Here is a 12,988-nt window from a genome sequence, read left to right on the forward strand (position 1 = left end):
AGGGGCAGGGCGAAAGCGGGCAGTGGTGGGCATGGGCAGGTGCGCGGCAAGTCGACGGCGGTGGCGATCGTTCATGGTAAGGCGCAACGGTGCCGCCCGCCATCGCCACCCGCCATTCGCTCACCAGGATGAGCAGTCGGCGCGCGCTTGCGGGCGCGCGCCGATCGCGCTAATATAGATAGGTAGCCTACCTATATGAAAGATGAGATGACGGACCGGAAAACAGACGCGCAGCGGGTAGAGGCGCTGTCGGAAGAGCTGCGCACCGCGCTCAAGCTGCTGGTGCGCGAAATGCGCCGCGACGCGGCCGACGACACCACGGGCCTGTCGATGGTGCAGACGCATCTGCTGTGGACCATCGAGGAAAACCCCGGCATCGGCGTGGCCGAGCTGGCGCGCCTGCAGAACGTGCGCGGGCCGACGATCAGTGGCCAGGTGAAGGCGCTGGAGGAGGCCGGCTTCGTCGAGCGCATGGCGCCCCTTGCGGAAGACCGGCGCCGCAGCGGCCTGCAGGTGAGCGCCGCCGGCCGCACGCGGCTGCGCCAGCTCCGCGCCCGCCGACTGGACTGGCTGGCGCAGCGCGTCGCCCGCCTGACACCCGCCCAGCTGGAAGCGCTGGAGGCGGCCATCGAACCATTGACCATCATTGCCCAACCATGAACCACGCGATCCATACCGATCCGGCCGCTCCCGTCACCCGCGAGGAGATCCGTGCCGTCTACTTCGCGCTGCTGACGATGCTCGGCCTGGGCGCGCTCGAGCAAAGCATCGTGGCAACGGCGCTGCCGCGCATCGTCTCCGACCTGGGCGGCATGGCCCATCTGTCGTGGGTCGTCACGGCCTTCGTGCTGGCCTCGACGGCGACGATGCCGCTGTACGGCAAGCTGGCCGACCAGTACGGCCGGCGGCCCATGGTGTTCACGGCGTTGATCACGTTCCTCGTCGGCTCCGTGCTGTGCGGCTTCGCGCAGGACATGACGCAGCTGATCGTGTTCCGCGCCATCCAGGGCCTGGGGGCGGGCGGCTTCATGCCGCTGGCGCAGATCATCATCGGCGACCTGGTGCCGCCCGCCGAGCGCGCCAAGCGCCAGGGCTCGATCGCGATCGTCTACGCCGTCGCCAGCGTACTCGGGCCGGTGCTGGGCGGCGTCGTCACGGACCTGCTGTCCTGGCACTGGATCTTCTTCATCAACCTGCCGGTGGGCGCCGTCGCGTTCCGCGCGCTGGCGCGTTCGCTGCGCAAGCCCGCCGCCACGCATGCGCACCGCATCGACTACCTGGGCTCGATCCTGATGACCGGCACGATCGTGGCGCTGCTGCTGATCCTCGCGCTGGGCGGCACCGAGTGGGCCTGGGATGGCATCGAGGTCAAGGCGTGCGCGCTGCTGGCCGTCGTGCTGGGCGCGTGGCTCGTCGTGCACGTGCGCCGTGCGGCCGAGCCGGTGCTGCCGCCGGACCTGTTCCGCAACCGTGTGTTCAACATCGCCAGCACCGTGATGCTGCTGACCTTCGTCGGCCTGATGGGCGCCAGCGTGTTCTTCCCGCTGTTCTTCCAGCTCGTGATGGGCAATTCGCCGGCGCAGTCGGGCTTCATGACGGTGGCGATGATGGCGGGGATGATCCTGTCGTCCACCGTCAACGGCCGGCTGGCGGGGCAGGCGCACCACTACAAGCGCACGCAGGTCGCCGGCCTGGCGCTGGCCGCCGCGTCGTTCGCGCTGCTGGCGTGGGCGATGGATGCGGGGATGGGCTATGCGGTGATCGAGCCGCCGATCTTCACGCTGGGCCTCGGCCTGGGGCTCGTGATGCCGAACATGACGATTGTCGTGCAGGGCGCGCTGCCGCCGGCGCGCCGCGGCGTCGGCACGGCGATGCTGACATTCTTCCGGTCGCTGGGCGGCCTGCTGGGTGTGACGGGTTCCGGCGCGATCCTGGCGCGCCAGCTGCATGCGCACGGCATCGCCGCCGTCCGTGCGGCCGACCCGCATGGCGGCTTCGCGGCATCCGCGGTGCAGGCCACGGCGGTGGCCGTGTACCGGCATGCGATCGCCAGCATCTTCGGGGCCGGCGGCGTGATCGTGCTGGCCGCGTTGATCGTCTTGCTGTTCCTGCCGGCGCCGGCGGCCGAGTAGACCGCGACGCTGCGAGCGACGATTGGCGTACACTGGAGGCCCGTTTTTCCGCACCGTGGACGCCAATGAAACGTCTCCTGCCCCTCCTCGCCAGCCTGCTGCCATGCGCCGCGCTGGGAGTACCTTGCCAGCCCACAGCCGCGTTGGTCGACCACGACCGCCGGTACGAGGAAGCGCTGCGCAGCGGCGACGTGGCATTCCTGCGCGCTGCGCTGGCGGACGATTACGTATGGGTCCACTCGCTCGGCTCGCAGGTCGAAAGCCGCGCGGTGCTGCTGGAGCGGTTGCAGGGGTTGAAGGGACAGGCGGCGTTCAAGTCGCGCACGACGAGCGACGTGCACGTGCATGCGCAGGGCGAGACGGTCGTGCTGCGCGGGCTGTCCATCGTCGAACAGTGGAACGCGGATGGTGCCACGTTCCGCACCAACCGCTACCAGTTCATGCGCACCTACGTCAACGTGGACGGGCAGTGCAAGCTGCTCGCGGTGCAGACGATGAACCTGGCCGCCAAGCCCTGATCCGACGGCGCGCGCGCGAAACGTGCGATCGCCGGGTTGGAACGCCATTCTCGGCGGATTATTATTAACACTTCACTGACGACGCCCGCGGCGCGGCGATCCGCCCGCGCTTTCGTGTACACCAGGGCGCCGTCGCGGATCTGGTACGCCGATGAACAGGACCTTGAACGAGGAGACAGGATGGAAGAGCAGAAGTTACGCGGGCGCTGCCTGTGCGGCCTGGTGGCCTACGAGGCCGCGGGGCCCGTCAGCCACGCGAGCCATTGCTATTGCACGATGTGCCAGAAGCAGCATGGCGCCGCGGCAGGCACGTATGCCAATGTGGCGCGGGCGGGCTTCCGCTTCGAGCGGGGCGAGGAGATGGTGACGGAATATGCGTCGTCCGAGCATGGACGGCGTGGTTTTTGCCGCGTCTGCGGCTCGACCTTGTACTGGCGCAGCGAACAGGCGCCGGACCGGATCGCGCTGACGCTCGGCACGATGGAGCCGGAATACGACGGCCCCGTCGAGCGCGAGCTGCACACGGACACCAAGCCGAAGTGGTTGCCCGTGCGCTGAGAGCCTATTTGTAGCGTTACTTGTAGAACGCCTCGACCTTGCCTTTCAGCTTGATCAGCATCGGGTTGCCCTTGCGGTCCAGCGTCTTGCCGGCCGGGACCTTGATCCAGCCTTCGCTGATGCAGTATTCGGACACGTCGAAGCGTTCCTTGTCGTTGAAGCGGATGCCGATGTCGTGTTCGAACACGGCAGGCACGTGGAAAGAGCTGCGGGGATCCGTCGACAGACGGTCCGGCAGGGTGGGGCGGGAAGTGGTATCGTTCATGGGCGCCAATTATCCTTCAGATGCGCGCGCGCGACAACCCGGCGCCACCCACGCGCGCGGCGCCCGATCCGGAAAGTACCCTCTTGGCTCATCAATCCATCCTTGAATTTTCCACGTCCGGCCGCGGCACCCGCAACATCACGGACGCCGTCGAGCGGGCCGTGCGCGAATCGGGCGTGCAATGCGGCCTGGCCCACGTGTTCGTGCAGCACACGAGCTGCTCGCTGACGATCACCGAGAATGCCGACCCGGACGTGCGGCGCGACCTGGAAACGATCGTTTCCGGCCTGGCGCCGGACGGCGACCCGCGCTACCGCCACGATACGGAAGGGCCGGACGACATGGCTGCGCATGCGCGCACGATGCTGACCGATACCGGGCTGACGGTGCCGATCGGCGGCGGCCGGCTGCTGCTGGGCACGTGGCAGGGCATCTTCCTGTGGGAGCACCGCACGGCGCCGCACCGGCGCACGGTGGTCGTCACAGTGTTGGGTTGACTGCGCAGGGCGGACCGTATTGCGCTGCCTGCCGAAAAGAGAGAGGCGGCGCGCCGGCCAACCGCGCTAAGCTCGGCGCATGTATCGAAGAGGACAACGATGAGCGACCAGTGCGAACACTTCAACCAGATCCACACGTATAAACCAAACAGCGCCGGTTGCGAGGAATGCCTGCGGCTGGGCGACACGTGGGTGCACCTGCGTACCTGCCTCGTGTGCGGCCACGTGGGCTGCTGCGACCAGTCGAAGAACAAGCATGCGACGCGCCACTTCCACGAGACGGGCCACCCGCTGATCCGCTCGAAGGAGCCGGGCGAGACGTGGGGCTGGTGCTACGTCGACAAGCGGTTCTTCGACCCGATCTGACGCGTTATACGGCGCGCATTACACCGCATCATCCGGCATCTTCGCCAGCGCGCGCTCCAGTTCCGCCGCGGCGGACGGCAGGTCCACCGGCGCGCCCAGGTCGCGCATCGTCGAGCCGAAGGCGTGCAAGGTGCGGAACAGGTGGTGCGCGCGGCATTGCTCGCCCATCTGGCCGATGCGCACGATGTTGAGGCCGAACGAGCCGGAGATCTCGACGCGGTAGCGCGCCGAGATGTGCGCGCAGACGCGGGCCCGGTCGATCCCGTCCGGCACCTCGATGCCGATCACGGAATGCAGCCGCGCCGCCGGCTGGCCGTACAGCGACAGGCCAAGCGCCTCGATCGCGTGCTGCATCGCCGACGAGCAGCTGGCGTGGCGTGCGAAGCGCCGCTCCAGCGTCTCCTGGCACACCAGGTGCAGCGCCTCGTGCAGCGCCAGGATGCCGGACACGGGCGCCGTGTAGTGATACGAATCGTGGTGCCAGAACTGCGCGGCCAGTCGGGCGTCCAGGCACCATTGCGGCGGCGCGGCCGGGCGCGACTCGATGCGCTCCCACGCGCGCTGCGACAGCGCGATCAGCGACACGCCGGGAATCGACGACAGGCCTTTCTGGCCGCCCGTCACCACGGCATCGATGCCCCAATCGTCCATCGGCAGCGGCGTCGTCGACAGCGTGCACACGGCATCGACAACGATCAGGCATCCCGCCTGGCGCGCCAGCTGGGCAATCTCGGGGAGGCGGTGGTTGAACGTTGTCGACGACGTTTCGCCCTGGACGATCGTCAGGACGGCCGGGCGCACGCGCTCCAGCACTTCGGCGACGGCCTGCGGATCGGCGGCTTCGCCGAGGGGCACGTCGAGCGTCGTCACGTCGCCGCCGACGCGCCGCGCCATCTCGGCGAAGCGGCCGCTGAAGTAGCCGTTGACGATCGACAGTACCTTCGTCCCCGGCCACACCAGGTTGGCGATGCTCATCTCCATCGCGGCGGAGCCGGGGCCCGCCACGCCGAGGATCCACGGCGATTCGGTCTGGAACACGTAGCGCGCCATCGACTGCACCTGGCCGATCACGCGGGCCATCGTGTCGCCCAGGTGGTTGATCACGATCGAGTTCGCATGCGCGACGCGGGCGGGAATCGGCACGGGGCCGGCACCCATCATGAGCAGCGGTTCGGCGGGCAGCAGGGAGTCCAGCGGTTGGACGTCGGGTTGGGCAATCATCTTTCAGGCTCTCTTCGGCTGGCGATCAAGGGGACGGTCAAGGGGACGGTCAAGTGGCGTCGCGGCAGGCCGCGCAGCCGGTCGCCGCACGAAGGGGCCGTTCGCGCCGCCTGGCCGGTCGCCCGGCGCGCGAAGGAGGGCGGCGCCAAGGTGGGGCGCCGCGGTTGACTTCAAGGTAAGTCTACCATGGGGCTTGCATGAGGGCTTACGTGGCCGTCCAGCGGCTGAACGGCTGCAGGTCCACGCCATGCGGCACATACCATTTCTTGCGGGCGGGGTCCCAGCGCGCGCCGAGCTGCTTGGCCTCGTCCTTCTCCGCATACGGCACGTTCAGGAAGGCTTGCGCCTTGCCGCCGGCGCTGCGCGGCGGGGCGGACGATGTGGACGATGCGGATCCCGGCGGGGCGAGGGTGGTGGCCGGCGGCGTCGAGTCGACCTGGCTGCCGTCGGCCAGGACTTCAACCCAGCGGCGGCCTTCCGGCGTATCGATGGCGAGCTTGTAGGGCGGGGCGAAAGGCGGTTCGGTCGTCATGTCGTCAATGCGTGGAGAATCCGGGCGGGCATTATAGCCCGCACCGGACCGTCACCGTACCACTTCGCCGCGGCGAAAAATTGGTACTAGCGATTTAACACGGTGTCCCATTTTGAACATTCGTCGTTTTCCCTCTGGGCGACCGCTCGGTATGGTCCAGTGCAGGCGCTTTCGGCGCGCTTCCCCTGTTGCAACTGGTATTGGATTGGTGGCATTAATTGAAACCACTTGACTACCACTTTGTGCGCGCACATGCTGGTTGAAGCAGGTGGGGGGACCACCAAGCGACCACTGAAACGGAGGAAACGATGGAACGTGCAATCCCAGGAAGCACCCTAGTAGTCGGCCTGATCGGCGCGATGCTCGCCGCCTGCGGTGGCGGCGGCGGCGCCGGGGACTCGCCGCAGGCCACGCGCCTCTTGGCGATGTCGGCGGCGGCCGATTGCCCCGCATGGAGCTCGAGCGCGATCTACACGGTAGGCATGTGCGTGACGTATAACGGCGCAGTCTACCAGGCCAAGTGGTGGACCCAGGGGAACGTGCCCGGCACGGAGCAGTGGGGCCCGTGGGAGCTGCAGACAACCACGCCGACACCGACTCCAACGCCTACTCCAACGCCAACGCCTACTCCCACTCCGACGCCCACTCCGACGCCCACGCCGACTCCGACTCCGACCCCGACCCCGAACGGCCGCGAGATCGGCTCGTACTTCGCGCAGTGGGGCGTGTATGGCCGCGGCTACGAGGTGGCGGACATCCACACGACGAAGACGCCGGTGAACGGCGTGCAGACCAGCATCGCCGACCAGCTCACGTTCATCAACTACGCGTTCGGCAACGTCTACGCGAAGAACGGCGGCTACGAATGCGACATGGTCACGCGCGCCGAATCGGGCGACGGCACCGGCGGCGACGCGTATGCGGATTACCAGCGCAGTCCGGCGCGCACCGTCAACGGCCAGGCGGTGCCGTGGGACGCTCCGTTGTCCGGCAACTTCCAGCAACTGAAGCTGTTGAAAGCGGCGCACCCGAACCTGAAGGTGTTCATCTCGCTGGGCGGCTGGAGCTGGTCGAAATACTTCTCGGCGGCCGCGAAGACGGATGCGCTGCGCAAGCAGCTCGCGAAGTCGTGCGTGAAGATGTTCATCGCCGGCGACCTGCCCGTGCAGGATGGCCGCGGTGGCGCGGGCGCGGCGAAGGGCGTGTTCGACGGCATCGACATCGACTGGGAATACCCGGGCGGCGGCGGCCAGCCGTACAACACGGTGGACGCGGCGGACAAGCAGAACTTCACCTTGCTGATGGCCGAGTTCCGCGCCCAGCTCGATGCGCAAGGAGCGGCCGACGGCAAGCGCTACGCACTGACGGCGGCGATCGGCGCGGGCGTCGACAAGATCGCCAACACGGAGCCGGCCAAGTACAGCCCGTACATGGACTGGGTCAACGTGATGACGTATGACTTCCACGGCGCCTGGGACCCGGGCACGAACTTCCATGCGGCGCTGTACCACGACCCCGCCGACCCGTCGACGGGCAATGTGGCGAAGTACAACGCCAACGACGCGATCACGGCACTTGTCGCCGCCGGTATGCCGAAGAACAAGATCCTGCTGGGCGTGCCGTTCTACGGACGCGGCTGGAAGAGCGTCGCGGCGGGCCCGAACGGCAACGGCCTGTACCAATCGGCCGGCGGCGCCGCCATGGGCAAGTACGAGCAGGGCATCGACGACTACAAGGAGCTGATCGCGAAGGCCGGCCAGCGCTGGTACCACCCGCAGACGAAGCAGCTGTACCTGTACACGACCACGGGCGAATGGTGGAGCTACGACGACCCGACCGTGATCGCGTCGAAGATGCAATACGTCCGCGATCAGGGCCTGCGCGGAGCGTTCTCGTGGGAGCTGGACGGCGATGCGAACGGGCAGCTGACCAGTGCCGTGTGGCAGGGACGGTGAGTGGATGAGTTTGTGTCTCTTTAGTGCCTGGCACCAGGGACACGAACTGAACAGCAGCTGACGGATGAGCTTGTGTCACCGGTGCCTGGCACCAGTGACACGGGCTGAACAGTAGCCAACGGCTGAGCTTGTGTCACCGGTGCCTGGCACCAGTGACACGGGCTGAACAATAGCCAACGGCTGAGCTTGTGTCACCGGTGCCAGGCACCAGTGACACGAACTGAACAGTAGCTGACGGCTGAGCTTGTGTCACCGGTGCCAGGTACCAGTGACACGAACTGAACAGCAGCTGACGGATGAGCTTGTGTCACCGGTGCCTGGCAGCGATGCCACTGGCATCGCAGACACGGGCTGAACAGTAGCCAACGGCTGAGCTTGTGTCCCTTTAGTGCCTGGCACCAGGGGACACAGGCTGAACAGTGTAACCGGCTGAGCTCGTGTCTCTGGTGCCTGGCACCAAGGAGACACAAACTGAACAGTACCGGACGAACCGACCAACAAGGAGCCTCGCGATGAAACGTCGTGCAACAGTCCACCCCATCGGCATCGGCGACGAGTGGCGGCGCTGGATTGCCGAGAACCTCGTGCTCGGCAGCCATCCCGATACGCTCGTCGCGATCCTCGGCCGTTCCGGCGTGCCGGCGCAGGTGGCGCGGGTCGAGATTGCGCAGGCGCTGGCGAGTCCCTATCTGCATGGGGCGCGGCGGTTGACCAATCGGCTCGCGAAGCGCGACTGGGTGCTCGGTATCCAGGCGCGGCTCGATCGGATCGTGCCGCCGCAGGTCGAGTGGCGCGCGCGGCTGTCCGGCGACGTGTTCCTGCGCGAGCATTACGTGACGAACCGTCCCGTCATCATCACGGGCATGCTGGACGACAGTCCGGCACGCGCCTGGACCCTCGACACCCTCGCCGAGCGTTTCGGCACGCGGCTCGTCGAAGTGCAGTGCGGCCGCGATGCGGATCCCGAGTACGAGATGAACAGCATCGCGCACAAGCGCGTGATGCCGTTCGGCGAGTACGTCGCGCTGATCCGTGCCAGCGGGCCCACCAACGACTTCTACATGACGGCCAATAACGATGGCCGCAACCGCGCCGCGCTCGACGAGCTGTGGCAGGACATGCCCGCGCTGCCCGACTACCTGAACGGCGAGCGCAAGGGCTTCTTCTGGCTTGGCCCGGCCGGCACAGTGACGCCGTTCCACCACGACCTCACCAACAACTTCATGATGCAGGTGATGGGCCGCAAGCGTGTGCGCCTGATCGCGCCCTGCGAGACGCCGAACCTGTACAACCACCGCCACTGCTTCACGCCCGTGGACGGCCGCGCCATCGATACGCAGCGCTTCCCCGCGACGGCCGGCATGCCCATCGCCGACTGCGTGCTGGAGCCGGGCGACATCCTGTTCCTGCCGGTCGGCTGGTGGCACCACGTCGAGGCGCTGGACGTGTCGATCACGATCTCGGCCACCCACTTCCGCTGGGATAACGACTTCTACAGCAGCTACCCGTCGAACCACGATTTCTGACATCGGAGACCCCATGAACATCCGCAGCTTCCTGATGCTGGCGCTGGCCGGCAGCACCCTGGCCGCCTGTGGCGGCGGCGACGGCGGCGTCACCGCGCAGCCGCAGCGCCTCGCGGCCGCCCTCGTCGCATCGTCCTGCCCCGAATGGAGCGCCAGCGCCGTCTACAACAACGGCGATTGCGTCACCTACCAGGGCAAGACGTACGTCGCCAAGTGGTGGACCCAGAACAACGTGCCGGGCGCCGAGCAGTGGGGCCCATGGTCCCTGCAGGACACCACGCCCACGCCGACCCCTACACCGACTCCCACGCCGACCCCGACGCCCACGCCGACACCCACGCCGACACCGACCCCGGTCGCCTGCCGCCCCGACGGCCTCGTCTCGCCCGTACCGAACGTGAACTACTGCGGCATGTACGACGCGAACGGCCGCGAGAAGCTGGCCAATGGGTTGAACCGCCGCATCGTCGGCTATTTCACCAGCTGGCGCACCGGCACGAACGGCCAGCCGGCCTACCTCATCAACAACATCCCGTGGGACCGCATCACGCACGTGAACTACGCGTTCGCCACCGTCGATGCGAGCGCGCGGGTGCAGATCGGCAGCGGCGCGAACAATCCGGATACCGGCATGACGTGGCCGAACGTGCCCGGCGCCGCCATGGATGCGAGCCTGCCATACCAGGGCCACTTCAACCTGCTCGCCCAGTACAAGAAAAAATACCCGGGCGTGAAGGTGCTGCTGTCGGTCGGCGGCTGGGCCGGCAGCGGCGGCTTCTATACGGCCACGGTGAATGCAGACGGCACCGTCAACACGGCGGGCATCAACACGCTGGCCGATTCGTTCGTCGCGTTCCTGCGCAAGTACCCGTTCTTCGACGGCATCGACGTCGACTACGAGCACCCCACCACCAACAATGAAGCCGGCAACCCGCTCGACTTCGGCGTCTCCAAGCCCCGGCTGGCAGGGCTGATGAAGGGCTATAACGAGCTGCTGAAGGTCGTGCGCCAGAAGCTGGACGCGGCCGCCGTCGCCGACAACCGCTACTACCTGCTGACGATCGCCGGCTCCGCCTCCGGCTGGATCCTGCGCGGCGAGGAGAACCTGTCAGCCTTGCGCTACCTCGACTACGCCAACCTGATGTCCTACGACCTGCACGGCGGCTGGAACCAGTACGTGGGCCCGAACGCGGCGCTGTTCGACGACGGCAACGACGCCGAGCTGAAGGCCGGTAACGCGTACCAGTTCGGCGGCATCGGCTACCTGAACGTCGACTGGGCCTACCGCTACTACCGGGGCGCGCTGCAGGCCGGCCGCATCAACATCGGCGTGCCGTACTACACGCGCGGCTGGAAGGACGTCACGGGCGGCAGCAACGGCCTGTGGGGCACCACGGCCATCGTCAGCAATACCGTCACGTGTGCCGGCGTGAAGACGTGCGGCACGGGGGCGACGGGCATCGACAACGTGTGGCACGACCTCGATACGAACGGCCAGCCGATCCCCGGCGGGGGCAACCCGCTGTGGCACGCGCTGAACCTGCAGAACGGCATCGTGCCGGACTACCTGGACGCCTACGGCATCACCGAGAAGACGATCACGGGCACGTACGCGGCGAACTACAGCGCGACGATGGCCGCACCATGGCTGTGGAACGCCACGCGCCGCGTGTTCATCTCGACGGAGACGGCGCAGTCGATCGCCGCGAAGACCCAGTACATCGTCGACAACGGCATCGGCGGCATCATGATCTGGGAGCTGGCCGGCGACTACGCGTGGGACGCAAGCAAGAACGGCGGCAAGGGCGAGTACTTCATGGGGCAGACGCTGACGACGAACATCGCCAACGCGTTCAAAACCGCGAGTCCCTATGGCGCGGTGCGCGCCGAATCGGCAATGCCGTCGACGAGCGCGAAGGTGTCGATCACGCTGGGCGGCTGGAAGCTGGGCGACAGCAATTACCCGATCAACCCCGTGATGACGGTGACGAACAACACGTCCGCGACGATTCCCGGCGGCTCGGTCGTGGAGTTCGACTATCCCGTCTCCGCGCCGGCCAACATGAGCGACCAGTCGGGCTACGGGCTGACGGTGACGAAGGCCGGCTACACGGGCCCGAACAATATCGGCGGCTTCAAGGCCAACTTCAATCACGCGAAGTTCACGATCCCCGCGTGGCAATCGCTGGCGCCCGGCGCGTCGGGGTCGCTGACGTTGAACTACCAGCTGCCGATCTCCGGGCCGTCCGCATACACGATCACCGTCAACGGCGTGAAGTACGCGCTGGCGGACGAATATCCCGACCTGCCGGTGGCATTGAAGTGACGATGCGCAGCGGATTGTAAAAAATGCATTTTCTTTTTACAATCCGCCGTGTTCATCACTTCAACGGGAAATCCATGTACGCCAACTCGATCCGCTTCCTGGCGCTGTGCGCCATCCTGCCCAGCGCCTTTGCCGGCGTGCCCGCCAACGACACGGTGAAGGGGGCCAAGGATCATCCGATGCTGTCGCGCTTCGAAGGCTCGAAGATGGTGGCCTACGAAGTCAAGCAGTTCGACGAGGCGGCACTCCCGACCAGCAAGCCGTATTACAAGAACAACCAGCTGATGTTCGACAGCGTGCTGAAGCCGGAAGGCAAGTACACCCGCATCGTCTATGTCTACCCGGTGGACCGCTCGTCGCTGGAAGTGTTCCGCAACTACCAGGCGGCGCTCGACAAGGCGGGGCTGAAGACGGTGTTCACCTGCGCCAAGGAGAGCTGCGGCGAGAACCTGGGCAACCATATGCTGCGCCAGGTCGAGGTGGACGGCTTCATCAAGGGCGGCAGCGACTACCGCAACACGTTCAACTCCGGCGCGCACGAGCCGCGCTACCTGGTGGCGAAGGGCACGCAGCCTGACGGAGGCACGGTGCATGTGGCCGTGTACGTCGTGCCGCCGGCGCGGGGCGACCTGGGCGGGGTGTATCTGCAGATCGTCGAGGGCAAGCCGATGGAGACGGGCAAGGTGTCCGCCACTTTGAACGCAGGCGAGATGGCCAAGTCGATCGCCAGCGAAGGCAAGGTGGCCGTGTACGGCGTCTACTTCGATACGGACAAGGCGGACGTGAAGCCCGATTCGAAGGCGGCTCTGGGCGAGATGGCCAAGCTGCTGCAGCAGGATCCGAAGCTGAAGGTGCACATCGTCGGCCACACGGACAACCAGGGTAGCGTCGCGCACAACATCGAGCTGTCGCAAAAGCGTGCCGAGTCGGTCGTGAAGCAGCTCACCACCGAGTACAAGATCGACGGCAAGCGGCTGTCCGCGAAGGGCGTCGGCGCGTATGCACCGGTGGCGTCGAACGATGCCGAGGCGGGCCGCGAGAAGAACCGCCGCGTCGAGCTGGTGAAGCAATAGGCCGATCGGACGGCGTTCG

13 protein-coding genes are annotated in these 12,988 nt (G+C 66.8%); 10 read left to right on the forward strand and 3 right to left on the reverse strand.

The window, feature by feature from the left end:
* Positions 1 to 207: 207 nt before the first annotated feature.
* The 4 genes from IP92_RS20735 (at position 208) to IP92_RS20750 (ending at position 3,208) form a co-directional block, all read left to right on the forward strand.
* Complete coding sequence (locus tag IP92_RS20735) at positions 208 to 660, forward strand: MarR family winged helix-turn-helix transcriptional regulator (protein WP_145878612.1); 453 nt, start codon at positions 208 to 210, stop codon at positions 658 to 660.
* Positions 657 to 2,132 carry an MDR family MFS transporter gene (locus IP92_RS20740; RefSeq protein WP_145878614.1) on the forward strand — a complete coding sequence of 492 codons (1,476 nt, stop codon included), beginning with the start codon at positions 657 to 659 and terminating at the stop codon, positions 2,130 to 2,132. Before IP92_RS20735 ends, IP92_RS20740 begins: the two co-directional genes overlap by 4 nt.
* A 65-nt stretch (positions 2,133 to 2,197) precedes the next feature.
* On the forward strand, positions 2,198 to 2,650 hold the full coding sequence (locus IP92_RS20745; RefSeq protein ID WP_145878616.1) for a nuclear transport factor 2 family protein: 453 nt from the start codon (positions 2,198 to 2,200) through the stop codon (positions 2,648 to 2,650).
* 180 nt (positions 2,651 to 2,830) lie between these two features.
* Entirely contained in the window at positions 2,831 to 3,208 is a 378-nt protein-coding gene (locus tag IP92_RS20750) for a GFA family protein (protein ID WP_145878618.1), read from the forward strand.
* Positions 3,209 to 3,224: 16 nt separating this feature from the next.
* Here IP92_RS20750 and IP92_RS20755 read toward each other — a convergent pair whose 3' ends face one another.
* A complete protein-coding gene (locus IP92_RS20755) occupies positions 3,225 to 3,473 on the reverse strand; it encodes a DUF3297 family protein (protein ID WP_145878620.1) in 249 nt (82 codons plus the stop codon).
* Between the two features lie 83 nt (positions 3,474 to 3,556).
* On the opposite strand from IP92_RS20755, the gene IP92_RS20760 reads away from it, so the two are divergent.
* Both IP92_RS20760 and IP92_RS20765 read left to right on the forward strand, forming a co-directional pair.
* Complete coding sequence (locus IP92_RS20760; RefSeq protein ID WP_229418889.1) at positions 3,557 to 3,970, forward strand: secondary thiamine-phosphate synthase enzyme YjbQ; 414 nt, start codon at positions 3,557 to 3,559, stop codon at positions 3,968 to 3,970.
* Between the two features lie 99 nt (positions 3,971 to 4,069).
* Positions 4,070 to 4,336: a UBP-type zinc finger domain-containing protein gene (locus IP92_RS20765; RefSeq protein ID WP_145878624.1), complete on the forward strand. Its 267-nt coding sequence runs from the start codon at positions 4,070 to 4,072 to the stop codon at positions 4,334 to 4,336.
* An 18-nt stretch (positions 4,337 to 4,354) separates the two neighbouring features.
* Here IP92_RS20765 and IP92_RS20770 read toward each other — a convergent pair whose 3' ends face one another.
* Positions 4,355 to 5,557 carry a pyridoxal-phosphate-dependent aminotransferase family protein gene (locus IP92_RS20770; protein ID WP_145878626.1) on the reverse strand — a complete coding sequence of 401 codons (1,203 nt, stop codon included), beginning with the start codon at positions 5,555 to 5,557 and terminating at the stop codon, positions 4,355 to 4,357.
* 205 nt (positions 5,558 to 5,762) lie between these two features.
* Complete coding sequence (locus tag IP92_RS20775) at positions 5,763 to 6,089, reverse strand: DUF5710 domain-containing protein (protein WP_145878629.1); 327 nt, start codon at positions 6,087 to 6,089, stop codon at positions 5,763 to 5,765.
* A 308-nt stretch (positions 6,090 to 6,397) separates the two neighbouring features.
* Here IP92_RS20775 and IP92_RS20780 point away from each other — a divergent pair, with 308 nt between their 5' ends.
* The 4 genes from IP92_RS20780 (at position 6,398) to IP92_RS20795 (ending at position 12,969) form a co-directional block, all read left to right on the forward strand.
* Entirely contained in the window at positions 6,398 to 8,044 is a 1,647-nt protein-coding gene (locus IP92_RS20780) for a glycosyl hydrolase family 18 protein (protein ID WP_145878631.1), read from the forward strand.
* Positions 8,045 to 8,556: 512 nt separating this feature from the next.
* Positions 8,557 to 9,570, forward strand: coding sequence for a cupin-like domain-containing protein (locus IP92_RS20785; RefSeq protein WP_145878633.1), 1,014 nt, complete (start codon positions 8,557 to 8,559; stop codon positions 9,568 to 9,570).
* Between the two features lie 13 nt (positions 9,571 to 9,583).
* A complete protein-coding gene (locus tag IP92_RS20790) occupies positions 9,584 to 11,896 on the forward strand; it encodes a chitinase C-terminal domain-containing protein (protein ID WP_145878635.1) in 2,313 nt (770 codons plus the stop codon).
* A 74-nt stretch (positions 11,897 to 11,970) separates the two neighbouring features.
* A complete protein-coding gene (locus IP92_RS20795; protein WP_145878637.1) occupies positions 11,971 to 12,969 on the forward strand; it encodes an OmpA family protein in 999 nt (332 codons plus the stop codon).
* The last annotated feature ends 19 nt before the right edge of the window (positions 12,970 to 12,988 follow it).

The sequence above is a fragment of the Pseudoduganella flava genome, assembly GCF_007830495.1.
Taxonomy (GTDB): Bacteria; Pseudomonadota; Gammaproteobacteria; order Burkholderiales; family Burkholderiaceae_D; genus Rugamonas; species Rugamonas flava.

Coding starts and splice junctions, on each gene's coding strand:
- IP92_RS20745 (WP_145878616.1), top strand. CDS start 2,198: ATGAAACGTCTCCTGCCCCTCCTCGCCAGCCTGCTGCCATGCGCCGCG.
- IP92_RS20785 (WP_145878633.1), top strand. CDS start 8,557: ATGAAACGTCGTGCAACAGTCCACCCCATCGGCATCGGCGACGAGTGG.
- IP92_RS20740 (WP_145878614.1), top strand. CDS start 657: ATGAACCACGCGATCCATACCGATCCGGCCGCTCCCGTCACCCGCGAG.
- IP92_RS20790 (WP_145878635.1), top strand. CDS start 9,584: ATGAACATCCGCAGCTTCCTGATGCTGGCGCTGGCCGGCAGCACCCTG.
- IP92_RS20770 (WP_145878626.1), bottom strand. CDS start 5,557: ATGATTGCCCAACCCGACGTCCAACCGCTGGACTCCCTGCTGCCCGCC.
- IP92_RS20735 (WP_145878612.1), top strand. CDS start 208: ATGACGGACCGGAAAACAGACGCGCAGCGGGTAGAGGCGCTGTCGGAA.
- IP92_RS20795 (WP_145878637.1), top strand. CDS start 11,971: ATGTACGCCAACTCGATCCGCTTCCTGGCGCTGTGCGCCATCCTGCCC.
- IP92_RS20755 (WP_145878620.1), bottom strand. CDS start 3,473: ATGAACGATACCACTTCCCGCCCCACCCTGCCGGACCGTCTGTCGACG.
- IP92_RS20765 (WP_145878624.1), top strand. CDS start 4,070: ATGAGCGACCAGTGCGAACACTTCAACCAGATCCACACGTATAAACCA.
- IP92_RS20775 (WP_145878629.1), bottom strand. CDS start 6,089: ATGACGACCGAACCGCCTTTCGCCCCGCCCTACAAGCTCGCCATCGAT.
- IP92_RS20780 (WP_145878631.1), top strand. CDS start 6,398: ATGGAACGTGCAATCCCAGGAAGCACCCTAGTAGTCGGCCTGATCGGC.
- IP92_RS20750 (WP_145878618.1), top strand. CDS start 2,831: ATGGAAGAGCAGAAGTTACGCGGGCGCTGCCTGTGCGGCCTGGTGGCC.